The 24,134-nt window shown below is 60.6% G+C and carries 26 protein-coding genes and 1 tRNA gene; 19 read left to right on the top strand and 8 right to left on the bottom strand.

Annotation, left to right across the window (positions count from 1 at the left end):
- The first annotated feature begins 22 nt into the window (after positions 1 to 22).
- The 3 genes from choW to choV are packed head-to-tail and all read left to right on the top strand — an operon-like array spanning position 23 to position 2,342.
- Positions 23 to 919 (top strand): choline ABC transporter permease subunit, encoded by an 897-nt coding sequence (gene choW, locus AADW23_RS16690; RefSeq protein ID WP_341864349.1) that lies wholly within the window; start codon positions 23 to 25, stop codon positions 917 to 919.
- Positions 916 to 1,326, top strand: a complete 411-nt coding sequence (locus AADW23_RS16685) for a GFA family protein (protein WP_341862072.1) — start codon at positions 916 to 918, stop codon at positions 1,324 to 1,326. The genes choW and AADW23_RS16685 overlap by 4 nt, the downstream gene beginning before the upstream one ends.
- Entirely contained in the window at positions 1,323 to 2,342 is a 1,020-nt protein-coding gene (choV, locus tag AADW23_RS16680) for a choline ABC transporter ATP-binding protein (protein WP_341862071.1), read from the top strand. Before AADW23_RS16685 ends, choV begins: the two co-directional genes overlap by 4 nt.
- Here the strand turns inward: choV and AADW23_RS16675 are convergent.
- From AADW23_RS16675 to AADW23_RS16665, 3 genes are all read right to left on the bottom strand, one after another.
- Positions 2,325 to 3,374 (bottom strand): acyl-CoA dehydrogenase family protein, encoded by a 1,050-nt coding sequence (locus AADW23_RS16675; protein WP_341862070.1) that lies wholly within the window; start codon positions 3,372 to 3,374, stop codon positions 2,325 to 2,327. The two genes, choV and AADW23_RS16675, sit on opposite strands and share 18 nt — an antisense overlap.
- Entirely contained in the window at positions 3,371 to 4,555 is a 1,185-nt protein-coding gene (locus AADW23_RS16670; RefSeq protein WP_341862069.1) for an acyl-CoA dehydrogenase family protein, read from the bottom strand. The genes AADW23_RS16675 and AADW23_RS16670 overlap by 4 nt, the downstream gene beginning before the upstream one ends.
- Before the next feature lie 81 nt (positions 4,556 to 4,636).
- Entirely contained in the window at positions 4,637 to 4,966 is a 330-nt protein-coding gene (locus AADW23_RS16665) for an iron-sulfur cluster assembly accessory protein (RefSeq protein ID WP_341862068.1), read from the bottom strand.
- 88 nt (positions 4,967 to 5,054) lie between these two features.
- Between AADW23_RS16665 and AADW23_RS16660 the strand changes: the two genes are divergently transcribed.
- The 11 genes from AADW23_RS16660 (at position 5,055) to AADW23_RS16610 (ending at position 14,007) form a co-directional block, all read left to right on the top strand.
- Positions 5,055 to 6,245, top strand: coding sequence for a deoxyguanosinetriphosphate triphosphohydrolase (locus tag AADW23_RS16660; RefSeq protein WP_341862067.1), 1,191 nt, complete (start codon positions 5,055 to 5,057; stop codon positions 6,243 to 6,245).
- A gap of 2 nt (positions 6,246 to 6,247) precedes the next feature.
- Positions 6,248 to 6,613 (top strand): hypothetical protein, encoded by a 366-nt coding sequence (locus AADW23_RS16655; protein WP_341862066.1) that lies wholly within the window; start codon positions 6,248 to 6,250, stop codon positions 6,611 to 6,613.
- 43 nt (positions 6,614 to 6,656) lie between these two features.
- Positions 6,657 to 7,004 carry a hypothetical protein gene (locus tag AADW23_RS16650; RefSeq protein ID WP_341862065.1) on the top strand — a complete coding sequence of 116 codons (348 nt, stop codon included), beginning with the start codon at positions 6,657 to 6,659 and terminating at the stop codon, positions 7,002 to 7,004.
- Positions 7,005 to 7,078: 74 nt separating this feature from the next.
- Complete coding sequence (gene argS, locus AADW23_RS16645) at positions 7,079 to 8,806, top strand: arginine--tRNA ligase (RefSeq protein ID WP_341862064.1); 1,728 nt, start codon at positions 7,079 to 7,081, stop codon at positions 8,804 to 8,806.
- Between the two features lie 81 nt (positions 8,807 to 8,887).
- Positions 8,888 to 9,910 carry an SPOR domain-containing protein gene (locus AADW23_RS16640; protein WP_341862063.1) on the top strand — a complete coding sequence of 341 codons (1,023 nt, stop codon included), beginning with the start codon at positions 8,888 to 8,890 and terminating at the stop codon, positions 9,908 to 9,910.
- Between the two features lies 1 nt (position 9,911).
- A complete protein-coding gene (locus tag AADW23_RS16635) occupies positions 9,912 to 10,910 on the top strand; it encodes a glycoside hydrolase family 3 N-terminal domain-containing protein (RefSeq protein ID WP_341862062.1) in 999 nt (332 codons plus the stop codon).
- Positions 10,903 to 11,703: a ScpA family protein gene (locus tag AADW23_RS16630; RefSeq protein ID WP_341862061.1), complete on the top strand. Its 801-nt coding sequence runs from the start codon at positions 10,903 to 10,905 to the stop codon at positions 11,701 to 11,703. Before AADW23_RS16635 ends, AADW23_RS16630 begins: the two co-directional genes overlap by 8 nt.
- Positions 11,700 to 12,398 (top strand): SMC-Scp complex subunit ScpB, encoded by a 699-nt coding sequence (scpB, locus tag AADW23_RS16625; protein WP_341862060.1) that lies wholly within the window; start codon positions 11,700 to 11,702, stop codon positions 12,396 to 12,398. Before AADW23_RS16630 ends, scpB begins: the two co-directional genes overlap by 4 nt.
- Before the next feature lie 56 nt (positions 12,399 to 12,454).
- A complete protein-coding gene (locus tag AADW23_RS16620) occupies positions 12,455 to 12,652 on the top strand; it encodes a hypothetical protein (RefSeq protein WP_341862059.1) in 198 nt (65 codons plus the stop codon).
- A 114-nt stretch (positions 12,653 to 12,766) separates the two neighbouring features.
- On the top strand, positions 12,767 to 13,687 hold the full coding sequence (locus tag AADW23_RS16615) for a hypothetical protein (protein WP_341862058.1): 921 nt from the start codon (positions 12,767 to 12,769) through the stop codon (positions 13,685 to 13,687).
- Between the two features lie 125 nt (positions 13,688 to 13,812).
- Positions 13,813 to 14,007 carry a hypothetical protein gene (locus AADW23_RS16610; RefSeq protein ID WP_341862057.1) on the top strand — a complete coding sequence of 65 codons (195 nt, stop codon included), beginning with the start codon at positions 13,813 to 13,815 and terminating at the stop codon, positions 14,005 to 14,007.
- A gap of 144 nt (positions 14,008 to 14,151) precedes the next feature.
- Here AADW23_RS16610 and glnA read toward each other — a convergent pair whose 3' ends face one another.
- Together glnA and AADW23_RS16600 are read right to left on the bottom strand one after the other, a co-directional pair.
- Positions 14,152 to 15,558: a type I glutamate--ammonia ligase gene (glnA, locus tag AADW23_RS16605; RefSeq protein ID WP_341862056.1), complete on the bottom strand. Its 1,407-nt coding sequence runs from the start codon at positions 15,556 to 15,558 to the stop codon at positions 14,152 to 14,154.
- A 107-nt stretch (positions 15,559 to 15,665) separates the two neighbouring features.
- A complete protein-coding gene (locus AADW23_RS16600) occupies positions 15,666 to 16,004 on the bottom strand; it encodes a P-II family nitrogen regulator (RefSeq protein WP_341862055.1) in 339 nt (112 codons plus the stop codon).
- Positions 16,005 to 16,193: 189 nt separating this feature from the next.
- On the opposite strand from AADW23_RS16600, the gene AADW23_RS16595 reads away from it, so the two are divergent.
- Positions 16,194 to 17,774 carry an NAD(P)H-hydrate dehydratase gene (locus tag AADW23_RS16595; RefSeq protein WP_341862054.1) on the top strand — a complete coding sequence of 527 codons (1,581 nt, stop codon included), beginning with the start codon at positions 16,194 to 16,196 and terminating at the stop codon, positions 17,772 to 17,774.
- Between the two features lie 86 nt (positions 17,775 to 17,860).
- Here the strand turns inward: AADW23_RS16595 and AADW23_RS16590 are convergent, their stop codons facing one another.
- Complete coding sequence (locus tag AADW23_RS16590) at positions 17,861 to 18,352, bottom strand: Hint domain-containing protein (protein ID WP_341862053.1); 492 nt, start codon at positions 18,350 to 18,352, stop codon at positions 17,861 to 17,863.
- A 276-nt stretch (positions 18,353 to 18,628) separates the two neighbouring features.
- On the opposite strand from AADW23_RS16590, the gene AADW23_RS16585 reads away from it, so the two are divergent.
- The 4 genes from AADW23_RS16585 (at position 18,629) to AADW23_RS16570 (ending at position 21,195) form a co-directional block, all read left to right on the top strand.
- A tRNA-Leu gene (locus tag AADW23_RS16585) sits at positions 18,629 to 18,713 on the top strand.
- A gap of 268 nt (positions 18,714 to 18,981) precedes the next feature.
- On the top strand, positions 18,982 to 19,542 hold the full coding sequence (locus tag AADW23_RS16580) for an NADPH-dependent FMN reductase (RefSeq protein ID WP_341862052.1): 561 nt from the start codon (positions 18,982 to 18,984) through the stop codon (positions 19,540 to 19,542).
- Positions 19,543 to 19,597: 55 nt separating this feature from the next.
- Positions 19,598 to 20,224 carry a glutathione S-transferase N-terminal domain-containing protein gene (locus tag AADW23_RS16575; protein ID WP_341862051.1) on the top strand — a complete coding sequence of 209 codons (627 nt, stop codon included), beginning with the start codon at positions 19,598 to 19,600 and terminating at the stop codon, positions 20,222 to 20,224.
- On the top strand, positions 20,221 to 21,195 hold the full coding sequence (locus tag AADW23_RS16570; protein WP_341862050.1) for a DUF5996 family protein: 975 nt from the start codon (positions 20,221 to 20,223) through the stop codon (positions 21,193 to 21,195). The genes AADW23_RS16575 and AADW23_RS16570 overlap by 4 nt, the downstream gene beginning before the upstream one ends.
- Positions 21,196 to 21,234: 39 nt before the next feature.
- Here AADW23_RS16570 and AADW23_RS16565 read toward each other — a convergent pair whose 3' ends face one another.
- A complete protein-coding gene (locus tag AADW23_RS16565; RefSeq protein WP_341862049.1) occupies positions 21,235 to 22,104 on the bottom strand; it encodes an isocitrate lyase/PEP mutase family protein in 870 nt (289 codons plus the stop codon).
- A gap of 28 nt (positions 22,105 to 22,132) precedes the next feature.
- The gene (locus AADW23_RS16560; RefSeq protein ID WP_341862048.1) at positions 22,133 to 24,106 is read right to left on the bottom strand and encodes a tripartite tricarboxylate transporter permease; all 1,974 of its coding nucleotides are present in this window, start codon (positions 24,104 to 24,106) and stop codon (positions 22,133 to 22,135) included.
- Positions 24,107 to 24,134 lie beyond the last annotated feature (28 nt).

The following is a 24,134-nucleotide window of genomic DNA, read 5'->3' as shown; positions in this document are numbered from 1 at the left end:
TGATCCCGATGTCACGGGGCCGATCACCTTTTTGACCGAATGCAAGCTGCGCATCGGTGACGGGGCTGAAGCGGTGTTCGATTGGCTGCAATCCAATGGCGCGTTCATTTTCGATGCCATGGCCGTGGCGCTGGAGGCAATGATCGAGGTCTTTCTCGCCATCCTGCAAGAGCCGCCCAACACGTCCTGGTGGCAGGATATCCGCCTGCGCGACGCCAGTTTCCTTTACCCGCAGGAGTGGCATCCCTTTCTAATCATTGCGATTTTCACCGGGCTTGCGTGGTGGTTGCATCGCGGCTGGAAGGTGCCTGCCTTGGTCGCTGTGGGCTTCTTGTTCATCGTGAACCAGGGCTACTGGGAAGAAACGACCGAAAGCTTGACGCTGGTGCTGTCGGCCTGTGTCGTGTGCATGGGGGTGGGCGTGCCGATTGGTATCGCGGTGGCTCACAGGCCCCGCCTATACGCTTGGATGCGGCCCATTCTGGACCTGATGCAAACCCTACCGACCTTCGTCTATCTTATTCCAGCCATTGTGTTTTTTGGCATCGGCATGGTGCCCGGCCTTATCGCAACAGTCATTTTCGTGCTGCCCGCGCCGATCCGCTTGACCCATCTGGGCATCTCCTCCACGCCCAATTCCTTGCGAGAGGCCGCCGACGCATTCGGGGCCACGCCTTCGCAAAAACTGTGGAAGGTCGAGCTTCCCTACGCCCTGCCACAGATCATGACGGGCCTGAACCAAACCATCATGTTGTCGTTGTCGATGGTCGTCATCGCGGCGCTTGTGGGCGCCGATGGCTTGGGTGTTCCGGTGGTGCGGGCGTTGAACCAGGTGAACACGGGGCTCGGCTTTGAAAGCGGATTCATCATCGTTGTGGTCGCCATCGTGCTGGACCGGACGTTGAGGGTGAAGGCATGAAACTGAACGGAAAATGCCATTGTGGGGCGGTGCAATTTACCGCTGTCTTGAAGGGCGGCTTGGCCTTTGCTCGTCGGTGTGATTGTTCGCTGTGCACCATGCGCGGGGCGGTTGCTGTCTCGACCGATCTGGACGGGTTTACGATCACGAAGGGGGCGGAAAACCTGACGCTCTATCAGTTCAATACCCGTGTGGCCGAGCACTATTTTTGCAGCCAGTGCGGCATCTACACCCACCACAAACGCCGCTCCAACCCCAATGAATACGGGGTAAATCTGGCCTGTCTTGAAGGGCAATCACCGTTCCAACTGGCCGAGATCATCGTCCATGACGGCCAGCAACACCCCACCGACGGAGGCCCCTGTGACGGGGTTGCCGGTATCTTGCGTTACGAGGAAAACCGATGAGCACAGCCGTTTCATTTCGCGATGTTTGCATCATGTTTGGCCCCCGTCCGGCGCAGGCGTTAACCCTTGCCGATCAGGGCGGCACACGGTCCGACATTCAAGCCGCGACCGAGCATGTTCTGGGCGTCCACGACTGCTCCCTCGATGTGGAGGAAGGGGAAATCCTCGTTCTCATGGGGTTATCCGGCTCGGGTAAATCTACGCTTCTGCGGGCGGTTAATGGGCTTAACCCTGTTGCCCGTGGGCAGGTCGAAGTAACGGACGGCAATTGGTCCTGCACCCTTCCGGGGGCCAGCGCAACCGATCTGCGCTATCTGCGCCAGAATTGCGTTTCCATGGTTTTTCAACAGTTTGGCCTGCTGCCGTGGCGGTCCGTGCGGGAGAATGTGGGCCTTGGATTAGAGCTCGCGGGGCAATCCGCCGCTGATCGGAATGCAGCCGTTGAACAGCAGTTGGCCTTGGTTGGGCTGGCGGAATGGGCAGATCGCAAGGTGGGTGAATTGTCAGGCGGGATGCAGCAGCGTGTGGGCCTTGCCCGAGCCTTCGTGACCAACGCCCCGATCTTGCTGATGGATGAGCCGTTCTCGGCGCTGGACCCATTGATCCGTAGCAAATTGCAGGATGAATTGTTGGATCTGCAACGGGATCTCAAGCGGACGATCATTTTCGTGAGCCATGATCTGGATGAGGCCTTCAAGATCGGCAACCGCATCGCCATTCTGGAAGGGGGGCGCATCGTTCAGATTGGCACGCCACGGCAGATCTTCTCGGAACCGGCGACAGAGTATGTGGCGGAATTTGTGTCTAATATGAACCCGTTAGGGGTTCTGACGGCGCGTGACGTGATGCAAGATGTGCGCTCTGACGCGCCTAGCATCCCGGCCGAATTGCCGGTGCAAGATATTCTGGCCCGCTTCGCCGAAAACCCCGCCCCCTTGGCCGTCGAAGAGGGCGGAGAGATAGTGGGAACAGTGACCACGGAATCCGTGGCCGCGCGGTTAGGAACGCCCGGCTAAGCCTTTAATAAGGCGCTCTAAATGCCAATCCGTGTCGCCTAGTTGGTGGTCGATCATGACGAGCCGTTTGGCGTAGTGGGACAGCGGATATTCCCAAGTGATCCCGATGCCGCCATGCATCTGGATCGCCTCTTCGGCCACGAGCCGCGCGACCTTTCCGACCAGATGTTTCGCTTGAGCAGCGCGTTTGGGAAACGCGTCGCTGCCATCGGCTGAGGCCGCAAGGATCACGATGGAGCGAGCTTGCTCGATCTCGATCGCCAGGTCGATGGCGCGGTGCTGCAAGGCCTGAAACGCCACTAGAGGCTGGCCGAATTGCTTGCGCGTTGTCAGGTAGTCAACCAGCGTGTCCTGTACCACCTCCATCGCGCCAAGCGCCTCGGCGCATAGGGCCAACGCGCCCCGGTCCATTGCGTTTTGCAGTGCGTTTTCAGCATCTTCCAGCAGTAGCGTGGCAGGCGTGTCGTCCAGGATAACCTCGCCGGCCGGACCGCCGTCGATCATCCCATAGCCGGTGATTTCGGTATTCTCTGCGGGCATTTCAAACAGCGCGATCCTGCCGTTTTGCCGTGCCGCGACCAACAGTATTTCCGCAGAGGGTGCGCCGTAGACCACGGATTTCCGCCCTGTTAACCGTCCGTTAAGGCCACTTGTGGTGATATCTTGCAGATCATAGGGCGCGTCGATCTCTCCGATGGCGACGGCATAGCGCGTGCCGGCCATCAACGCGTCTGCGTCGGTTAACAAGGAGGCCGCCATGACTTGACCCAAAACCGGTTCCGGGCAAAGCGCCCGGCCCAATTCCTCAAAGACGGTCGCGATATCAAACCCGTGCCCGCCCATTCCGCCGTGGCTTTCGGGGACGAGGGCATAAAACAGGCCAAGTTCGGTTAATTCCGCCCATTTCGTAGGATCGTGGAAAGGCGCGTCGTAAGCGACCGTATTGCGGTGGGCGAGGTCATAGCCGTCCGCCAAATAGCGGCGCAGCGTCTCTGACAACATGCGGCGGTCATCGGATTGCTCGAAGTTCATCGGGTCATCATCCCCTTGGCCAAGATGTTGCGTTGGATTTCGTTCGAGCCGCCGTAGATCGAGATCTTACGGTTATTGAAGTAATCGGCCGCGTTGTGGCTGTGGTTGGGGGGCGTGATGGCCAGATTGTCCAAGTCCTCCGAAGGGAAGGGGGCGGCCGCTGGACCCAACGCGCGCCGCGCCAGATCGTTGAGGGATTGCCGGATCACCGTACCCTTGATTTTCAACATAGACGGCTCGGCTCCCAGTTGCCCGCCTGCGGCGGCCTTGGACAGCATCCGCAAGTTGGTGATTTTCATCGCCTCCAAATCGGCCTCCGTTTCTGCCAAACGGGCGGCGAATAAGGGGTTCTCGATCAATGGCTTGCCGTTCCGCTTCACGGTTCTCGCCAGGGCTTTGACCTGCGACAGGGCCTGTACGGAAAACCCGGTGCCAGCGATGTTTGTCCGCTCGTGTCCCAGTAGATATTTGGCGATCGTCCAGCCGTCATTCTCGGCTCCGACAAGGTTCTCGACGGGCACGCGCACATCGGTGAAGAACACTTCGTTTACCTCGAAACCGCCTTCGATCAGGCGGATGGGACGCATCTCGATCCCCGGCGTATCCAGGTCGATAAGCAGAAAACTGATCCCGGCTTGAGGTTTGCCGTCAGAGCGGGTGCGCACAAGGCAGAAGATGCGGTTGGCATATTGGCCGTAGGTCGTCCAAGTCTTCTGGCCATTCACGATATAATGGTCGCCGTCGCGTTCGGCGCGGGTCTTGAGGGACGCAAGATCACTGCCAGCGCCGGGCTCGGAATAGCCCTGACACCACCAGTCACGCCCGTCCAGAATGCGTGGCAGAAGCTCTGCCTGTTGCGCCACGGAGCCGAATTTCATCAGCACAGGCGCCAGCATCTTAACGCCGAACGGCACGATCCGTGGCGCGTTTGCCAGTGCGCTTTCTTCCTCGAAGATATGAAGCTCGATCGGACCCCAATCACAGCCGCCGTGAGCCGCGGGCCATGTGCCGCCAAGCCATCCCTTGTCATTCAGGATCGCGTGCCAAGTGTGCATGTCATCGCGGGTGGGACCGCTGCCATCGGCCACGCGGGCCGCGATATCCTTGGGCAAGGCTTCGGCTATAAAGGCGCGAACCTCGGCTTGAAAGGCAAGCTCTTGCGCCGAAAATGATAGATCCATCGTACCCCTCCCGTGGCTGAGGGGAGGGTAACAGGCAGACGTGAAATATCCAGCGGGAATGCTAGGTTATGCCAAGTCACGTTACATCGAGAACGAAGTGCCGCAGCCGCAAGACGAAGACGCATTGGGGTTCTCAATCGTGAACCGCGCGCCAATCAGCTCTTCCGAGAAGTCGATAATCGCATCGGCCAAGAAGGGCAGGGACACGGTATCTACAACCACTTTCTGGCCTTGGCCTTCCAGCACCAAATCATCTGATCCCGGCGCATCGAGCTTGATTTCATACTGAAACCCTGAACAGCCGCCGCCCTCGACGGCCACGCGGAGAGCTTGTGGCGTGTCGGCGGACTCGTTGATCTCGGCCAAGCGCGCGAAGGCGCGGTCCGTGACTTTGGGCGGAATGGAAAGCATGGGCGTTCACCTGTCGTAAATCGCGTGTGGGTACAATATATGGGCAGCAGGGGCGCGGGACAAGATCGCCTCTTTGGAGGCAGAATTTATGCGTGCAGTCTATTCATGCGACCCCACAGCCACGCGCGGACGCATCGTGGCGGAAGAAGAAAGCGCCCACCGGTCGCCGTTCCAGCGCGACCGGGACAGGATCATTCATTCCAGCGCCTTCCGCCGCCTGAAGCATAAAACGCAAGTGTTTGTGGAGCATGAGGGCGATTATTTCCGCACCCGCCTGACCCACTCGTTGGAGGTGGCGCAGGTTGCCCGCACCATGGCGCGGTCGTTGGGGCTGGACGAAGACCTGACAGAAACCGTTGCCTTGGCCCATGATCTGGGCCATCCGCCGTTTGGTCATACGGGCGAGGATGCGCTGCAAGCGCTGATGGCACCCTTCGGCGGCTACGACCACAACGCGCAGGCGCTGCGGATCGTCACTCATCTGGAGCGTCACTACGCCGAGTTTGATGGGCTCAACCTGACGTGGGAAACGCTGGAAGGAATTGCCAAACACAACGGTCCAGTGCCCGCCCCGCTGCCTTGGGCTTTGGCGGCCAGTTGCACCGGGATTGATCTGGAACTCTCTACCCATGCCTCGGCCGAGGCGCAGGTTGCGGCGCTGGCCGATGACATTGCATACAACCATCACGATCTGCACGACGGTCTGCGGGCGGAGCTGTTTTCGACCGATGAATTGGCCGAGTTGCCGATCCTGGACGCGTGTTTTGCAGAGGTGGACAGGCGCTACCCCGGCCTGAACTATTACCGCCGACGGCATGAGGCGCTGCGGCGGTTTTTTGGCGTTTTGGTGGAGGATGTCTTGGACCACGCCCGCGCCGTTTTGGCCGAGGTTGCCCCCCAGAGCCCGATGGATATCCGCATGGCGGGACGGCCAATCATCCGGTTTTCCCAAAGCCTGTTTGAAGACCTGCAAGTCATTCGCAAGTTCCTGTTCACCCGCATGTATCGTGCGCCCTCGGTCGTGGTGATGCGTCGGGACGTGACCCAGGTGGTGGAGGAATTGTTCCCCTTCTTCCTGCAAAACCCCGGCGAATTGCCCAAGCAGTGGCGCAAGGACGTGGAAGATGTCTCGGGCGATGCCACCGCTTTGGCGCGGATCGTGTCCGATTACATCTCGGGGATGACCGATAGATTTGCCCTGCAAAGCCACCAGAGGTTGATCGGTGGCGTGGAAGGCGGCACAGTGAAAGGGCCCCACTCGCTCAATTTCGGAGCCTGATCATGCTTTCATTTCTGCGCCTTACCCTGCCTGCGGCGGCCCTGTTGTCGTCCACAATCGCCGCCCATTCATTTCCGCAAGATGGTCTTTTTTATCAAGGTTTCACCTGCCCTGCGGAGGGGTTTGATCCCGGCGGGGAACGCACCGCGTCGCTGTCATTTCCGACCCTATGCCTGACTGAGCAATGTTGCGATCTGTCGAACCCGATCAACGTGCGCGACATGGATGAAACCTTTCTGTATGACGGCGCCTGCACGGCAGAAGGCGTCAATTTTGACGCGCGATTGCTAGTAGGGGATGCCTCCATTGATGGGCTGATCGTGGTGTTGAACAATACCGCCCATACCTATGTGCGGTGTGAGCCTTGATTTCCCGCGCCGCGCGTCCCTTTCATAACGCTCGGATTTTATCATGAAACTTTCAAAACTCGGCACGGCCGTTCTGGTCACGGCGTTGGCGGCACAGGCCGCCACGGCGCAGGTCACCAACGGACGCTTCCAGATCGGCGCTTGTACGACGCACCCGGTCGACACCATCGTGCGCCTTGAAAACAATGTCCTTTCCTTCTGGGAAAGCACCTGCACCCTGTCCAATCCGGTGCCGATCCAAGGCACCGAGGGTTTTTCCTACATCGGAAATTGCGCGGGCGAGGGGTTGGAATGGACGGCGAACATGCTGCTGATCCCCTTGCAGAACGACACCGTGATGCGGATGATTAACGACGGCATCGTGACCGACTACAACCGTTGCACGCCGTAACGCCGCACCCCTGTCTGCATTGACCTTGGCGAAGGCCATGATACACCCCCGGTGATCTTAAAAGGACACCGCTCATGACCCTCTTCGCCGAGATCCGCGAAACCGTTTTGGCCGCCGTTGGCGGGCTTGTTGCCGATGGCATCCTTCCCGAAGGGTTGGAGACTCGCGCCGTCACGGTGGAGCCGCCGCGCGATGCGTCCCACGGGGATATGGCAACCAACGCCGCGATGGTGTTGGCCAAGCCCGCGGGCATGAAACCTCGCGATGTGGCCGAGGCGCTGGCCACGCGGCTTACCGCCGATGCGCGTCTGGATAGCGTTGAAGTTGCGGGACCGGGCTTTTTGAACCTGCGGCTGTCGGGCGACGTTTGGCGCGGTGTCATTGGGCAAGTGCTGGAAACCGGCGCGGCTTTTGGACGATCATCAATGGGGCAGGGGCGGCGCGTTAACGTCGAATATGTCAGCGCAAATCCCACTGGCCCGTTGCATGTCGGCCACACGCGGGGCGCGGTATTTGGCGATGCTTTGGCCTCGCTTCTGGACGTCGCGGGCTATGATGTGACGCGAGAATATTACATCAACGACGGCGGCGCGCAGGTCGATGTGCTCGCGCGGTCCGTTTACCTGCGGTACCTGGAGGCCCACGGCCAAGAGGTCGCATTTGAGGATGGCACCTATCCCGGCGATTACCTGATCGAGGTCGGCCAAGCGCTGAAGGAGAAGGTTGGCGACGCGTTTGTCGATAAGGGCGAACACTATTGGCTGGCTGAGATCCGTGAGTTCGCGACCGAGAAGATGATGGACCTGATCCGTAAGGATCTGGCGATGCTCGGCGTTGAGATGGACGTGTTCTATTCGGAAAAATCGCTTTACGGGACGGGCCGGATTGAGGCGGCGATCGACGATCTGCGCGGCAAGGGCCTGATCTATGAAGGCTACTTGGAGCCGCCAAAAGGCAAGAAGCCCGACGATTGGGAACCCCGCGAACAGACCCTGTTCAAATCTACCGAGCACGGCGACGATGTGGATCGTCCGGTAATGAAATCCGACGGGTCCTGGACCTACTTCGCCCCCGACATCGCCTATCATTTTGATAAGGTTTCCAGAGGCTTCGATGAGTTGATCGACGTTTTCGGTGCCGATCATGGCGGCTACGTGAAGCGGATGAAGGCAGCTGTTTCGGCGCTGTCCGGCGGCGCGGTTCCGTTGGATGTGAAGCTGACGCAATTGGTGAAACTACGCCGGGGCGATGAAGAACTGAAAATGTCCAAGCGGGCAGGGACGTTCGTGACCTTGGCCGATGTGGTCGAGATGGTCGGCCCTGACGTGACGCGCTTCCACATGCTGACGCGCAAGAACGACGCGCCGCTGGATTTCGACGTGGACAAGGTGCGCGAACAATCCAAGGACAACCCGGTTTGGTACGTGCAATACGCCCACGCGCGGATCAAATCCGTGCTGCGCAAGGCGGAAGACGCAGGCATGACGGCGGATGTGGCAAACCTTAACGCCATTAACGATCCTGCCGAATTGGCCCTTGCCGCAAAGATCGCGGAATACCCGCGCCTGATCGAGATTGCCGCCAAGGGCCACGAGCCGCACCGGGTGGCCTTCTATCTGTATGATTTGGCATCGGAATTCCACGGGCTCTGGAACAAGGGCAACACGGACGAGAACCTGCGCTTCTTCCAAGAGGCTGATCCATCGGCAACATCTGGGAAATTGTGTCTGATTTCCGCCGTGGCGATTGTCATTTCCAACGGTCTTGGTATCTTGGGGGTCACTCCGGTCGATCAGATGTGAGGCGCAAGACCTCTCCCGACCCGGACGTCACAGGCAAAAAATGACCCGGGCAGCGTGCTGTGACCGGGCGATGAGGCGGGCATGGCAGATATCCAATATTCCGGGGAACATTCCTCTGGCGCGTATACCTATGATGGCGGCTATGAATATGGCCACGAACTGGCGGCACCTGTTGCCGCTTCGGCGGACGCATCGCGGGTTATTCAACTGGTGAACTGGGCCGGGGCGTTGGTGTCCATGGGCCTCGTGATCGGCATGGGCGTTTGGGCGTTCCAGCTGTTGGTGCGCGACGTGGCCGACGTGCCGGTGATCCGGGCACTGGACGGGCCAATGCGGGTCGCCCCCGAAAACCCCGGCGGATCTATTGCCGAAAATCAAGGGCTTGCGGTCAACCGCTTGGCGGAAGGGGCCGAAGCGGCGCCGGTGCCAGACCAGCTTTTGCTTGCCCCTCCGCCGCAGGATTTGGCCGAGGCTGATACCACCCCTGAGGAAACTCCTGAGGAGCAAGAATTTGCCAACGCCTCGTCCGCGCTGCCTGATATTGACGCGGAAGTTCTGCCCGAGGTGATCCCGGAGGAAGACACCGAAACGCTGATCGCGCGTCTGCTGCAAGAGGCCACACCGCTCAGCGACATGGACGCGCCCGCCCTCGATGAACCCACTGCCGAAGTTGTGGCCGACATCGTCCCGGTTTCTGTGCCTGGCGTGCGCCGCTCTCCGCGTCCGGTCGCGCGGCCTGCGGGCCTGTCGGCCCGTGCCCCCGCAGCAGCAGCCGTCACTGCAACCAATACCGTGGCCGAAGGGGTGACAGAAGACGACGCAGGCTTCGAGATCGCCACCGCCGAGCTGGAGGCCGGCACCCGTCTTGTGCAGCTTGGCGCCTTCGACACGCCCGCCCTTGCGCGGTCCGAGTGGCAACGCCTGTCGGGCAACTTCCCAGACTTCTTTCTGGGCCGCGCCCGCGTGATTGAAGAGGCAACATCGGGTGGCCAAACGTTCTACCGGCTCCGCGCCCATGGCTTTGGCGATCTGTCCGCTTCGCGCCGTTTCTGCGCCGCGCTGGTGGCCCAAGGGGCGGCCTGTATCCCGGTTACCGTTCGCTAGGATGACCCACTCCGCCACCATCCTCGGGTGTGAGGGGTTGGCCCTGACCAATGATGAACGCGCCTTCTTTTCGCAGGCGCGGCCCTGGGGCTTTATCCTGTTCGCGCGCAACATCAACGACGCCGCGCAAGTCTCTGCTTTAACAGCGGAACTGCGCGATGCGGTGGGCTATGACGCGCCCATTTTGATTGATCAGGAAGGGGGCCGCGTCCAGAGGATGCGAGGCCCGATTTGGCGCGAATGGAAGCCGCCACTAGAGCAGATGACACAGGCCGGCGTGCGGGCCATGGCACTGCGCTATCGCCTGATCGCCCATGAGCTGCGCGAAGTGGGGATCGACGTGAATTGCGCCCCCACCGCCGATGTGGCGCGGGAAGAGACCCACCCATTTCTGCGCAACAGGCTCTATGGGATCGATGTGAATACGGTGGCGCAAGCCGCGCGGGCCGTTGCACAGGGGCTTTTGGCCGGCGGCGTCTTGCCGGTGGTCAAACACATCCCCGGCCACGGTGCGGCGGTGACCGACAGCCACAAAGACCTGCCTCGCGTCACGCAAGACCGCGCTACCCTTCAAGCTGTTGATTTCGCGGCGTTCCAAGCGCTCAAGTCCCTGCCTTTGGGGATGACCGCCCATATCGTATTTGAAGCCTTGGGCAGCCAGCTTCCCGCCACGATGGACCCAGAGATCATCGCGATGATCCGAGAGGATATCGGGTTCCAAGGCGCATTGATGACCGACGATCTGTCGATGGGTGCCTTGCCCGGCCCCATCGGGGAACGCGCCGCAAGGGCGCGGGCGGCGGGCTGTGATCTGATACTGCATTGCAACGGAGAGCTTCCGGAAATGCACGATGTTGTCGCGGCTTCGGGCACGCTCGACGGCGGGGCGAAGACCCGCACAGACGCGGCGTTAGCCCTCCGCAGAACGCCCGATCCGCTTGACATCGAGGCCGTAGAGGCGGAACTTTCCGACCTTCTGGGCGGAGAGGTTTATGTCTGACACCGGCGCGGGGCAACCGGCCAACACCGATGAATGGGATTCCGTCGCCGCCCGCCGTGAGGCCGAGGCGCTGATCGTTGACGTGGACGGCTATGAAGGCCCGCTGGACCTCTTGCTGACCCTCTCGCGCACCCAGAAGGTGGATTTGCGCAAGATTTCGATTTTGGCGCTGACCGAGCAATACCTTGTTTTCATTGAGAAGGCTCGTCAGCTTCGGATCGAGTTGGCCGCCGATTATCTGGTCATGGCGGCTTGGCTCGCTTTTCTGAAGTCCAAGTTGCTGCTGCCCCCTGAACCGGGGGAAGAGGGGCCCTCGGGCGAAGATCTTGCCGCGCATCTGGCGTTCCAGCTAGAGCGTTTGGCCGCCATGCGTGACTGCGCCGCGCGGCTGATGGCACGTGACCGCCTTGGCCGCGATCGCTTCGTGCGCGGTGCGCCGCAAGTGATGACCACGCACCGCCGCGTGACCTACACGGCGGGCCTGCTCGATCTGATGCAAGCCTACGCGCGCATCCGCACCAAGGATGAATTCCGCCCCTTCGTCATGGACCGCGAGGCGGTGTTAACCATGGAAGAGGCCCTGGATCGCCTGCGTGGTTTGGTGGGCTTCATGGGCGATTGGTCCGATCTGATGTCCTATTTGCCTGACGGTTGGACCATGGACCCGGCCAAGCGCCGCTCGGCAGCGGCGGCAAATTTCGCGGCGGCGCTGGAGCTGGCCAAGGCGGGCCGCGTGGAAATCCGCCAATCTGAAACCTTCTCGCCCATCCAATTGCGCCGGAAAGACCCATGACTGACTCCCCCGATCGCCCCGAGCCACAGGCCGAGGAAAGCCTGTTTCGCGCGCCTCCCCTGGCCGAGCAGGAACGTATGGTCGAAGCGCTTCTGTTTGCCTCGGCCGAGCCCGTGAGCCTGTCGGAAATGGCGGCGCGCATGCCCCATGGCGCGGACCCGGCCGAAGCGCTGCACCTGCTGCGTCGCCGATACGAGGGGCGGGGGGTGCAGGTTACGAAAATCGGCGATGCTTGGGCGTTTCGAACGGCGGCGGACCTCGGTTTCTTGATGGCCCGCGAACAGGTGGAGCAGCGCAAGCTGAGCCGTGCCGGGATCGAGACACTGGCGATCATCGCCTATCACCAGCCTGTGACACGGGCGGAAATCGAGGAAATTCGCGGCGTTAGTGTCAGCCGCGGCACCGTCGATCTGTTGATCGAGCTTGATTGGATCAAGTTTGGCCGCCGTCGCATGACCCCTGGACGCCCCGTCACCTATGTGGTGACACAAGTCTTCCTTGATCATTTCGGGTTGGAATCCGCCCGCGACCTGCCGGGCCTCAAGGAACTGCGCGACGCGGGCCTGCTGGAAAGCCGTCCGCCCGAGGCCGAAGAGCCCGCTGACACCCGCGATGAGAACACGGGTGATATGTTCGACGATGATGCCGAAGCTGCCCCCGATGACGGCGCGGTGATCTTCGAGGATGACGCCTGACTTTCGCCGCACTCGCCCGTTAAGGTGAGGGGAACAGGCAAAGAAGGAGGTCACTTATGGACCGGATTTTGAACAGGATCTTGCGCCAAGTCATTGGCCGCGTTGTCAATAAAGGCATCGATGCAGGCATTGACCACGCCACCCGCGGGCGCAATGGCGCCGCGCCGAACACCGAACAACGAGGCCAAGCGCGCGGCGCTGTGCGCCAGGCACGCGGTGCGATGCGGATGTTTCGGCGCATTGGCCGGATGTGATCCCGTCGCACGGGGACGCTCGCGGGCCTTTTCCCACTAAGGAAAACCCCCGTGGTTCGACAGGCAGGGTGGGCATAGGATCTGGTGTATTCTGAACATTAACTGGATTTTCTTATGCCCCTTCCCAAGCTGACAGCGCTCACCACTGCGTTAACCCTTACACTAGCACCCTTGGCGGCACTGGCCGACGGGCCGTGGCAAGGCAATTGGGATACCTCATACAGTGATCTCAATCTGCTTCAGGACGGCACCCTTGTATTTGGCGAGTATGTCGATCGGGGCTGGATCATCGGCTACACCGATGTGACCGGTACTGTGCTACGGGGCGCATGGGTCCATGAAAATAGCGGTCGTTGGGGCGCATTAGAGTTTCGTATGACCGCGCCTGGCGTCTTCGACGGGTCATGGGTTGAGGACCAGACAGCTTTCGATTTTCAGCAAGGTACCAACTGGGACGGCACACGCGCCAGTGCCACGCCCGGCTATTTCCCCGAAGGATTGGATGCGGTGATTGACTGGCCGCAGGAATTTGACCTGCCCGGCCTGGAGCGGAGCGGATGGTTCACCACCAGCGGGAACACAAACGCCACTCCGGCCCCTGCAAACTGCCCCAATGTGGCAATGAATGCAGGCCTTTCTGCGAGCAATAACCCCTATGTGACAGCTTCTGGTATCTCCAATGCTGCGACAGCGCCTTGGACAATTTATGCGCAGCCGCCTGCCGCGCCCTTGGGATCTCTGGCGTTTACAGGTGGCCCGAATACTCTGCAAATGAACGCCTGCGTGCCGCTGTTTGGGCCTACGCTTTCCTCCCAGCGTCGCGACATCCACTTGCACAGCGTGGTGCTCTCGCAGCGCGGCGATGGGGACTATCAGGGAACCGGCTGGTTTCATGATTTTACCGCCGGCATTCAAGGTGAGGCCAACTTCTATCTTACCAATCCCGCCGAGGGGCAGGGGCTCGCCGCTCTGACAGTATCGGGTGAGGACGGTCGTTGGGCTGAAAGCGTGCTTTTGGATTACTCAGCCGACTAAACTCATGGTTTTGAGGCCACACTCGCGCCCCCAAAACCGTGCCTGTGCACCCCTGCCTAGATTTTGCCTTAATTTCCCGGCACCCCTGTGGATAAGACAAAACAAAAAACAAAAGAGGCAGTGTTATGGAGCGCTTGGTTACAAACTTCCTACGCTTTGTCGCGGGACGCGATGGCGAAAGAGCTGTGGATATCCACGTAAATCGGATCGCAATGGGCGGCAGCCACGACCGCGCACTAAGCGCGTTCAAGGCAGATCAAGCCAAGGTGGCCAGCCGCCAGGACGGCGCGACCTTCGCCAGCAAACGCGCGGCAAAATAGCTGTCATAAGCTACCGAAACCCGAAAGACGCCCTGTGGGGCGTCTTTTTTTGGGGGGGCGTGCTGTTGCAGGCTTTGTCACTGCTATGGTTAGCAATAAAAAGGGGCGCCTGAGGCGCCCCTTTTCTTGTAACAGAACTGCTGGTTAGCAGCTGTAATACATCTTGTATTCAATTGGGTGCGGCGTGTGCTCGTAGGCGTAAACCTCTTCCCACTTCAGCGCCGCGTAGCCTTCGATCTGGCTGCGGGTGAACACGTCACCTTTCAGCAGATACTCGTGATCGGCTTCGAGCTCGTCCAGCGCTTCGCGAAGCGAGGCACAAACCGTCGGGATGCCCGCCAGTTCTTCCGGTGGCAGATCGTAGAGATCTTTGTCGGAAGGATCGCCGGGGTTGATCTTGTTCTGGATGCCGTCGAGGCCAGCCATCATCAGGGCCGCGAAGCACAGGTAGGGGTTGGCCGCCGGATCGGGGAAACGTGCCTCTACGCGTTTGGCTTTGGGGCTCTCGGTCCATGGAATACGCACACAGCCTGAGCGGTTGCGGGCGGAATAGGCGCGCAGAACGGGGGCCTCAAAGCCCGGGATCAGACGCTTGTAAGAGTTGGTGGACGGGTTGGTGAAGGCGTTCAGCGATTTCGCGTGCTTCAGGATGCCGCCGATGAACCACAGGGCCTCGTCCGAAAGGTCAGCGTATTTGTCGCCTGCAAACAAAGGTTTGCCGTCTTTCCAGATCGACATGTTCACGTGCATGCCAGTGCCGTTATCGCCGGCGATCGGCTTGGGCATGAACGTGGCGGATTTGCCGTAGGCGTGGGCCACGTTGTGGATGATGTATTTGTATTTCTGAAGCTCGTCGGCCTGTTTGGTAAGGCTGCCGAAGATCAGACCCAGCTCGTGCTGACAGGACGCAACCTCGTGGTGGTGCTTGTCCACTTTCATGCCGATGTTTTTCATCGTCGAAAGCATTTCCGAGCGCAGGTCGTGGGCGGCGTCGATCGGGTTAACCGGGAAGTAGCCGCCTTTGATGCCCGGGCGGTGGCCCATGTTGCCCATCTCGTACTCGGTGTCGCTGTTCCAGGACGCATCCTGAGCGTCAACTTCGTAGGCGACCTTGTTCATTTCGACAGAAATGCGCACGTCGTCGAAGATGAAGAATTCGGCTTCAGGACCACAGTAGAACACGTCGCCGATGCCGCTGGATTTCAGGTAGGCTTCGGCCTTCTCGGCGGTGCCGCGTGGGTCGCGGTCATAGGCTTCGCCGGTGTCGGGCTCAACGACCGAGCAATGCACGCAAAGCGTCTTTTCGGCGTAGAAGGGGTCAATGTAGGCGCTGTCGGTGTCCAGCATCAGCTTCATGTCGGAAGCTTCAATGCCCTTCCAACCCGCGATGGAAGATCCATCAAACATGAACCCTTCCTCGATGAAGTCCTCGTCGACCTCGTCGCAGATCAGCGTCACGTGCTGCAACTTGCCGCGCGGATCGGTGAAGCGGACGTCGACGTAAGCCACGTCTTCGTCCTTCATCAGTTTCAAAAAGCTCTCTGTGCTCATCGTAAGTGTTCCTTGAGTTCGTAAGGTGTTCGAAATGGCCCGCGCGGGGGCGGGGCCGTGAGTGTCCTACAGGGGACCCGCCGCGCGGGGGCGGGGTCTTCAGTGTCCTAGAGCGCGTCTTCGCCGGCTTCGCCGGTTCTGATACGGATGGCTTGGATCACATCGGAAACGAAGATTTTGCCATCGCCGATCTTGTCGGTCTTGGCGGCGTTGATGATTGCCTCGATGGCGGTATCTGCCAGATCGTCGGACAAAACGACCTCGATCTTAACTTTGGGTAGAAAATCCACCACATATTCCGCGCCACGATACAGTTCGGTGTGGCCTTTTTGGCGGCCAAAACCTTTGACCTCGGTCACGCTGAGGCCTTGGATACCGATATCTTGAAGGGCCTCTTTGACCTCATCCAGCTTGAACGGTTTGATGATTGCTTCGATTTTCTTCATGGTTCCCATGTCCTCCTCGTCGCAGGCCCGGGCCCGCAGTCTTAGCAACGTGACACCACTTTGCGCGGGTAACGTCCATGCGGCACGGGCGCAGCGCCGGAGGTGAGACGGCAATTTCGCCGTGTGCGATCAAAAATTAGGCTTGACGATTAAAAAATGTGCAAAAGTAAAACCCGGTCTGCGCCCGCTATGACGCAACTGCTGACATCAACGCAGATGCGGCGGCTCGAGAAGGAAGCGATGGATTCTGGTCGTGCCACCGGGTTGGACCTGATGGAACGGGCAGGGCAGGCGGTAATCGACGCAGTGTTTTCGCGCTGGCCCGCCTTGGCCGCTACGCCCCAGAAAGCGGTGGTTTTATGCGGCCCCGGCAATAATGGCGGCGACGGCTACGTCATCGCGCGGCTCTTGCAGGGTTGGGGCTGGCACGTTTCGGTCTTTGCCTTGGGAACCCCGGATAAGGCCACGCCCGACGCCCAATCAAATCACGCACGGTGGCTTGAAATCGGCTCGGTTGCGGATCTCGCCGAGGCCCATTTCGACGGCGCGGCTCTGATCGTGGATGCGATTTTCGGGATCGGCCTCAGCCGCGGATTCGCGCCTCCACCGTCGGTCGGCGCGGCATTCCACAGCATGTTCGCCGATGGGGTTTGGGGCCACGGACAGCCTCAGTCGCCGTTTGTGGTCGCCGTTGATGTGCCATCGGGCCTTGACGCTGACAGCGGCGTCGTTTTGGGGGCAGAGGGGGATTGGGTCGGTGACATCGGGGCGCATCTGACCGTCACGTTCCACGCCCCAAAACACGGGCATGTGCTGGCCGATGGCCCGCAGTTATGCGGTGAACTGGTGGTCGCAGACATCGGTTTGCGGGGCGCAGAGGCTGAGGAACACGACGACTTTCGTTTTGCGCGGCTCCCCGATCCGCTGTTGGCAGAACCCAGTCTGGCGAAGGGTTTAGGCCATAAATACAACCACGGTCACGCGCTGTTGGTGTCGGGGCCCATGGGCCGCAGCGGCGCCGCACGCATGGCAGCTCGGGCGGCACTTCGCATCGGGGCGGGGTTGGTGACACTGGCGGTTCCGGGCTCGGCCATGATGGAATGTGCGGCGCATTTGACCGCCATCATGACCCGGAAATGCGACGGGGCCGATGCGTTTGACGCCCTGCTCGGCGACGCTCGTTTTAACGCGTTGTGCCTTGGACCAGCGATGGGAATTGGGCCCAACTCGCGCGCGATGGTCGCAAGCGCGTTGGCCGCGGAACGCCCTGTGGTGCTGGACGCTGACGCCCTGACTGCTTTCGCCGATGATCCCGCAGCCCTGTTCGACATGCTCCATCCGCAAGCCATTTTAACACCCCACGGCGGCGAGTTCGCTCGTCTGTTCCCGCAGATCGCCGCGCGAATGAACGCTCCGGCCACTCAAGGCCCCGCCTATTCCAAGGTCGACGCAACACGGGAAGCCGCGGCAGTCGCGGGCTGTATCGTGCTGTTCAAGGGGGCCGATACGGTCATTGCGGCGCCAGGTGGTCGGGTTCGCGTCCATTCCGCCGCTTACCATCGCGCAGCCCCCTGGTTGGCCACGGCGGGCGCGGGGGATGTGCTGGCGGGGATCATCACGGGGCTGCTGGCCCGTGGCTTTGATCCCCTTTGGGCGGCCGAGGCGGGGGCCTATCTGCATGTAGAGGCCGCGCGGGCCGGTGGACCGGGGCTCATCGCAGAGGATCTGCCCGAGTTGTTGCCCAAGGTGTTGCGCGCGCACGGCCTGTAGAAGGCGCAAACGCAAAACGGCGCCCGAAAGGACGCCGTCTTATAAGGGAAGTGTCGGATCAGGCGGCAAAAACGCCCGCGTGCAACTTAAGCCTTGGCTGCCACCTTTGGCTTGTCGGCAGAGGCCAGTTCAAGGCCATCGGCATAGAGGATTTCCGGCGCCCCAAAGTAAAGCGACAGCATGATCTGGCGGCCTTTGGTTTCAGTGCGAATGAATTCGCCATCTACCAGACGCGCGGCCTGGGGGGCGGCAATGTCCTTGCCCCACAATGCTTGGGCGCGCCAGTCACGGACCAGCACACGCTGGCCGGGCATCAGGGTGATGTCTGTGGAAGGTTTGCCGCCAAGGGCGTCGGCCGACACAACAACGCGGGGCGTGCCTTCGGGCAGGTTGTGGCGCATGACGGCCTTCAACTTGCGCACGCCGCGGCGCGTAATGATGCGGTCGCCGGGGTTCAGGAATTCGACAGGGATCGCGCCGTCCATGGTGAGAACGGTGGTTCCGGGCGCAAGGCCAGCCTCACAGGCATTGGTCTTGCCGCCCGCGCGGGCCGAGGGCCGCGGGGAAGATTTGGTCATTGGATTTACTGCTCGCTCGTTCGGGCATTTGTTGCCTCGTGTTTGTGCAAGCGAGTCTACGCCATCAACACCCATCGGGCGAGTGTTTTCTTCAACGGTCAAAGTGGTGTCGGTCATGTGTCTTCCCCTCAGGTTTTCGGGTGGCAGCCCGTGATGGAGATGTTCTCGCGGTGAATTGAGGCGCAATATGGGCAAAACAGCGTTACGGGTGGGTTAATGCTGAGGTAAATTTTGGTCTCGATTTGCGGCGAATGTCCTGTTAAGTGCAGCCACAGTGCGGGTGTGGCGGAATTGGTAGACGCACCAGATTTAGGTTCTGGCGCCGCGAGGCGTGGGGGTTCGAGTCCCTTCACCCGCACCATTCATCTCGATTTATCAGTCCATTATCAGTTCTTGAACGGCTTACGGTGTGGCGCGCACGCATCCGTAGATCCGCCTTTGAAGGCGTCGCTGTCCTGTCTTTGACACCTGCATCCCAGACCTGTTGAAGACTGAACCGATTGACCTACTTCACTCGAAAGAAATGCCGGAATGAGGCATTCTTCGTCAACGACGTGTCATGCGCGGGGCAGGACACATCGTAAACGCAATCCGGACGATGGCCGTCTGAAGAACGAAGTGGAAAATCAATGACCCGTATCCTGGGAATATCCGGCAGCCTGCGACGCGCCTCCTTCAACACGGCGCTGCTGCGTACGGCGCAGGGCTTGATGCCCGAGGGCAGCACCTTGATCGAAGGCACCATTGCGGGCATCCCGCTCTACGATGCCGACGAGGAACAGGCCAATGGCCTGCCTTCCGCGGTCAAGACCCTGAAGGCGCAGATCGAGGAGGCGGACGGGCTTCTGCTGTTTTCGCCCGAATACAACAACGCGATGCCCGGTGTTTTCAAGAATGCGATCGACTGGACCAGTCGCCCGGCCAGCGACATTTCGAAGGTCTACGGCGGCAAACCGGTGGCGGTTCTGGGGGCGTCGCCCGGCGGGTTTGGAACTATTCTTGCTCAAGACAGTTGGCTCTCCGTGCTGCGGACGCTTGGGACACGCCCTTGGTGGTCTGGACGGCTGATGGTGGCCCGTGCGGGTGATGTCTTCGATGAAGAGGGACGAATGACCGACGAAAAAATGCGCGAACGGCTAGAGAAATTTCTCACTGGCTTTGTGGAATTCGCGGCAGGCCCGACGAATTGACGAAATTCTCGTCGCCCTCGTGAAACAGCTCTACCAATTCTGAAAGGAACCCAAATTGCCTACGCTTTATACGATGCCCGGAACCTGCTCGCTGTCGCCCAATATTGCCGTTGCCTGGCTCGATGCGCCGGTCGACGTACACGCAATGGCCTACGGCGATCACAAGAAGGACGACTATCTGGCGATCAACGACAAGGGCAAGGTGCCCGCGCTGCGGTTCGACGATGGCGACGTGCTGACCGAGGCGGCGGCGATCCTTGCGTGGTTGGGCGCCGAGCACGGTAGCGAAAGTTACGGACGTGACACGGTTCTGGGCCGCAAGGAGGCCGAGGCGCTGTCCTACATGACCTCCGAGGTACACGCGGCGTACGGTGGCCATTTCGGCCCGCAAAATTTTGCCGAAAGCGATGCCGCCATCGAAGAGGTCAAACGCAAGACCTACGAGAAACTTGATGGTCACTACCAGCGCCTGAACGACACCCTGAGCGAAAGCGACGGCGACTGGTATCTGGGCAAACGCAGTTTTGCCGATACGTTCCTGTATGTCCTGACACGCTGGATCGACCAGACCCCGCTGAACTACGATGATTATCCCGCGCTGCAAAAGCACATGTCGCAAATGGAGGCGGACCCTGGCGTCAAGATCGCCCTCGAGCGGCAAAAAATGAAGCCGATCGGATGACCGAAGGTGTCGCGCAAAACGGCTGGCCAAAGCTCGGCTACAGCGATTGGTCGGAGACTTGCGCGGCGCTCCACCTTTGGACTCAGATCCTCGGAAAGTACCGGCTGGCGCACACGTTCTGGGTCAATCACTCTTGGCACGCGACGCTGTACGTGACGCCCCGTGGCCTGACGACCGGGCCAGTGCACGAGGGGGGCGGCTGCGTTTCCCTGACCCTTGATCTGATAGATCATCAACTAATCGCCGAAGCGGACGGCGGCGCCCGCGAAGGGTTTGCGTTAACGGCGATGAGCGTGGCCGCGTTTCACGACAAGACGCGAAAGGCGGTTGAAGACGTCGGCGGCACTTTCGACATCCACGGCGCCCCGAATGAGTTGCCCGATCCGATCCCCTTTGCCGAGGATCGCGCTGAACGCCCATATGATGCCGCTGCCGTGTCGCGCTATCATCGCGCTTTGTTGCACATGGTGCCGGTGTTTGAGCATTTCCGCACCGGGTTTCTGGGAAAAGTGTCACCGGTGCATCTGTTCTGGGGATCGTTTGATTTGGCCGCGACCCGATTTTCGGGAAGGCGCGCGCCTCTGCATCCTGCCGGTATTCCAAACCTGCCTGACGATGTCGCCCAGGAAGCCTACAGCCACGAGGTGTCATCGGCAGGCTTCTGGCCGGGCGGTAATGGTGCGGATGAGCCGATGTTCTACGCCTACGCCTATCCCGCCCCCGACGCGTTTGCCGACCAAGTCGTGGGGCCGAAAGAGGCGCGCTTTGATGAAGCGCTTGGTGAATTCGTTCTGCCCTACGCGGCCGTTCAAAGCAGTGAGGATCCCGCCGCCACTCTCATGGAATTTCTGCAATCGACCTATGATGCGGCGGCCGATTGCGGAAACTGGGACCGTGCCTCTCTGGAGTGCAAGCTCGGGGTGCGGGGCGTGCCGCGGCCCGTTCACCGGGATGCTAAATCCGAGACTTGACGCGGTGCCTGAACGACCGCCGGCGCAATGAATGCCGGTTCAACGCTTGGTTTGAGCCGTCTCGAAGTCCTTGAATTCAGACAAACGCAGCACCTCGTTCCGCCTCGTGGTAGAAAGCACCTTGTCCATAAGGGCGCCTTGTGTTGTCTGCTCCTCGGCAAACAGCGCGAGTGTTTCGAACATCGTCCGCATGGCCGCACGTTGGAGGAACCCGGAATAGCCAACCAGTGCAAAGCCCATATCCAGCAATTCGTCGGATCGGAACATTGAGGGTGGATACCCCTCGATCACGTTGAGCTTCACCGGAAGCGGTGTTTCCTGCACGACCCGCACCAGCTCGTCACGGGATTGAAGCGAGGAATAGAAGGCGCAATCCGCACCCGCCGCCGCGTAGCCGTTCATGCGAGCAATGGCGCTGTCCAATCCTTCGACCATTCGCGCATCCGTGCGGGCGATGATGACAAAATCGGGGTCCCGACGGGCGGCGACGGCCGCGCGAACGCAGGCCTCGAACTCGGCCGGGCTGACAAGTTCGGGCGGCCCTACGGTGCTGGAGCGTTTGGGAAACAGCTGATCCTCCAACAAGATACCTGCGATCCCGGCGGCCTCGAACTCCTGCACCGTACGCGCCACGTTCAACACGCCGCCGTAACCATTGTCGGCATCCGCGATCAACGGGACATCGACCGCGCGGGCGATGTTGCGGCTTTGCGTGACGATTTCGGTCTGCGTCGCCAGCCCCAGATCGGGCATGCCAAGCAGGCTTGCTACCATGCCGTTACCGCTGATCGACACAAGGTCATAGCCGCTTTCCTCGGCGATACGCGCCGACAAGCAGTCGAACACACCCATCGAGACCGTGCCGCGAGGACGCGCCAGGATCTCTCGTAGTTTCCGGCTTTTTGACATCTCGAATGCCCTCCGTTCCTGATTGTCTCTACTGGCCCAACCAGCGGGGCATCGTCACATATTCCTGAAGCAACCCGCCGGGATAGATAAGTGTCAACGCCTGCGCCAGGATGAAGAGGCCGAGCAGGACGCCCCCCGCCATGGACAGATTTCGGATCGGGTGCCAATCCACGCGTACCGTCGCAAAGATCAAAACGAAAAGCGCCGCTGCGATTGGAAATCCGACCAGCGCAATTCCAGCCAGCAGGCCCAGAATCCACCCTATGATATGCACATCCCGCGTGCCGCCCGGCTCGCCGGAGCCATGATCAACAAGGGCGGGTGTAGGGCGCTTGGTAAAGACCTGCGTGACCAGTAGCGCCCCCACAAGCACGGCAGAGATGATGCCGATGGACAGGGGAAAGACCCGGCCCAGGGGCTGATGGGTCAGCGCATCTGCTATCACCACGGCAAGAAACACGCCCACCCCAAGTGTGAAGGCCAACTGCGGCCACCGTGCCGCAAGGGGGCCCGCCTCGGCCGCTTCCGGTGGCTTTTGGGAACGGCGCGAAAAGATCGCAAGGCCCACCGACAGAACCGTAAGGGCCGTGATCACCAGCACCAGCGGCCGCTCGAAGAAGCGGAAGCCATAGATCTGAATGGCCTGATAGACCGAGGTTTCCAACCCGGCGGCCAGTACGAAACCGATCAACAGGGCCGGACGCGGCCAGCCGAAGCGTTTCATGTAGATGCCGATCACGCCAAGGAGGAAAAGGGCCACAAGGTCGCTCCAACTGCGCGTGACCTGGAAGGCCGCGAAGAAGATGATCACGATCATGATCGGACCGATCAGCGAATAGCGGATGGTGGTGAGCCGAGAGACCGGCCCCGCGAGGGCGAAGCAGACCAGAGCCCCCAGGATATTGGCAAGCGCCAACGACCAGATCATGGTGAAGGTCAGGTCCAGATTGTCCGTAACCATCCGCATCCCCGGCTGAATGCCCACCAGAAGGAAGCCGCCCAACAGCACCGCCATGGTGCCAGAGCCGGGTATCCCAAACAGCAGCGTCGGCATCAGCGCGCCGCCTTCCTTGGCGTTGTTGGCCGCCTCCGGCGCGATCACGCCACGGATGTCGCCCTTGCCGAACTGACTGCGATCCTTGGAGCTTTGCACCACGTGACCGTAGGTGATCCAATCCACGACCGCGCCGCCAAGGCCGGGCAGGGCACCGACAAGGCTGCCGATCAAGGCGCAGCGCAGGACCAGCCATTTGTTGCGGATCGTGTCCATGACACCTTGCAGGCGGCCTTTGGACGACATCTCGGAACTGGAGATAGCGCCCTTCTGGCGCAGAAGGTCCACGATTTCCGGAACAGCGAACAGACCCAGACCGACGATGACGATGGACAGCCCGTCGGTGAGGTAGGCCGTGTCAAAGGTCATGCGGTATTCTCCGGTGGCCGGTGCCGCCCCAATGGCGCCCAATGCCAGGCCCGCGCCGCAGGCGGCCAGGCCTTTCAGCACGCTATCCCCGGTCAGAACACCGACCATGCTGAGAGAGAAGACCACCAACATCAGCTGCTCGCCGAACCCGAAAGACAAGATCACAGGGCGGGCCGCAAAAACCGCGACGGTCAAGGCCAGCGCGCCGATAAGCCCTCCGAACAAGGAGGCGGTAAATGCCGCCGCAAGCGCACGCGCTCCCTCGCCGCGTTTGGCGAGGGGGAAGCCGTCCAGCACCGTCGCCTGGGATGCGCTGGTGCCGGGTATGCCCATCAGGATAGCGGGAAATGTGTCCGATGTCGTTGTTGGCGCGATCAGGCCAATCATGACGGCGAGCGCCAACGTGGGATCCATGCCGAAGATGAAGGGCAGGATCAGAGACAGCCCCGCAAGGCCACCCAGTCCCGGCAAGAAGCCGACCACCAGCCCGATCATCACACCCATGCACAAGAAGGCCAGATGCAACGGTTGCAGAAGCGTGCCAAGGGCGGTGAGGGCGGCGTCAGTGAAAAGATCCAAGACAACAATCCGTGTAAATCCGAGGGAA

The organism is Gymnodinialimonas sp. 57CJ19 (assembly GCF_038396845.1).
Taxonomy (GTDB): domain Bacteria; phylum Pseudomonadota; class Alphaproteobacteria; order Rhodobacterales; family Rhodobacteraceae; genus Gymnodinialimonas.
Note: the sequence above shows the minus strand (reverse complement) of the source record. Positions and strands in the feature narration are given on the sequence as shown.

What these genes read in the sequence shown, in the direction of transcription:
- AADW23_RS16685 (WP_341862072.1), top strand. Translation starts at nt 916, where the DNA reads ATGAAACTGAACGGAAAATGCCATTGTGGGGCGGTGCAATTTACCGCT.
- choV (WP_341862071.1), top strand. Translation starts at nt 1,323, where the DNA reads ATGAGCACAGCCGTTTCATTTCGCGATGTTTGCATCATGTTTGGCCCC.
- AADW23_RS16675 (WP_341862070.1), bottom strand. Translation starts at nt 3,374, where the DNA reads ATGAACTTCGAGCAATCCGATGACCGCCGCATGTTGTCAGAGACGCTG.
- AADW23_RS16670 (WP_341862069.1), bottom strand. Translation starts at nt 4,555, where the DNA reads ATGGATCTATCATTTTCGGCGCAAGAGCTTGCCTTTCAAGCCGAGGTT.
- AADW23_RS16665 (WP_341862068.1), bottom strand. Translation starts at nt 4,966, where the DNA reads ATGCTTTCCATTCCGCCCAAAGTCACGGACCGCGCCTTCGCGCGCTTG.
- AADW23_RS16660 (WP_341862067.1), top strand. Translation starts at nt 5,055, where the DNA reads ATGCGTGCAGTCTATTCATGCGACCCCACAGCCACGCGCGGACGCATC.
- AADW23_RS16655 (WP_341862066.1), top strand. Translation starts at nt 6,248, where the DNA reads ATGCTTTCATTTCTGCGCCTTACCCTGCCTGCGGCGGCCCTGTTGTCG.
- AADW23_RS16650 (WP_341862065.1), top strand. Translation starts at nt 6,657, where the DNA reads ATGAAACTTTCAAAACTCGGCACGGCCGTTCTGGTCACGGCGTTGGCG.
- argS (WP_341862064.1), top strand. Translation starts at nt 7,079, where the DNA reads ATGACCCTCTTCGCCGAGATCCGCGAAACCGTTTTGGCCGCCGTTGGC.
- AADW23_RS16640 (WP_341862063.1), top strand. Translation starts at nt 8,888, where the DNA reads ATGGCAGATATCCAATATTCCGGGGAACATTCCTCTGGCGCGTATACC.
- AADW23_RS16635 (WP_341862062.1), top strand. Translation starts at nt 9,912, where the DNA reads ATGACCCACTCCGCCACCATCCTCGGGTGTGAGGGGTTGGCCCTGACC.
- AADW23_RS16630 (WP_341862061.1), top strand. Translation starts at nt 10,903, where the DNA reads ATGTCTGACACCGGCGCGGGGCAACCGGCCAACACCGATGAATGGGAT.
- scpB (WP_341862060.1), top strand. Translation starts at nt 11,700, where the DNA reads ATGACTGACTCCCCCGATCGCCCCGAGCCACAGGCCGAGGAAAGCCTG.
- AADW23_RS16620 (WP_341862059.1), top strand. Translation starts at nt 12,455, where the DNA reads ATGGACCGGATTTTGAACAGGATCTTGCGCCAAGTCATTGGCCGCGTT.
- AADW23_RS16615 (WP_341862058.1), top strand. Translation starts at nt 12,767, where the DNA reads ATGCCCCTTCCCAAGCTGACAGCGCTCACCACTGCGTTAACCCTTACA.
- AADW23_RS16610 (WP_341862057.1), top strand. Translation starts at nt 13,813, where the DNA reads ATGGAGCGCTTGGTTACAAACTTCCTACGCTTTGTCGCGGGACGCGAT.
- glnA (WP_341862056.1), bottom strand. Translation starts at nt 15,558, where the DNA reads ATGAGCACAGAGAGCTTTTTGAAACTGATGAAGGACGAAGACGTGGCT.
- AADW23_RS16600 (WP_341862055.1), bottom strand. Translation starts at nt 16,004, where the DNA reads ATGAAGAAAATCGAAGCAATCATCAAACCGTTCAAGCTGGATGAGGTC.
- AADW23_RS16595 (WP_341862054.1), top strand. Translation starts at nt 16,194, where the DNA reads ATGACGCAACTGCTGACATCAACGCAGATGCGGCGGCTCGAGAAGGAA.
- AADW23_RS16590 (WP_341862053.1), bottom strand. Translation starts at nt 18,352, where the DNA reads ATGACCAAATCTTCCCCGCGGCCCTCGGCCCGCGCGGGCGGCAAGACC.
- AADW23_RS16580 (WP_341862052.1), top strand. Translation starts at nt 18,982, where the DNA reads ATGACCCGTATCCTGGGAATATCCGGCAGCCTGCGACGCGCCTCCTTC.
- AADW23_RS16570 (WP_341862050.1), top strand. Translation starts at nt 20,221, where the DNA reads ATGACCGAAGGTGTCGCGCAAAACGGCTGGCCAAAGCTCGGCTACAGC.
- AADW23_RS16565 (WP_341862049.1), bottom strand. Translation starts at nt 22,104, where the DNA reads ATGTCAAAAAGCCGGAAACTACGAGAGATCCTGGCGCGTCCTCGCGGC.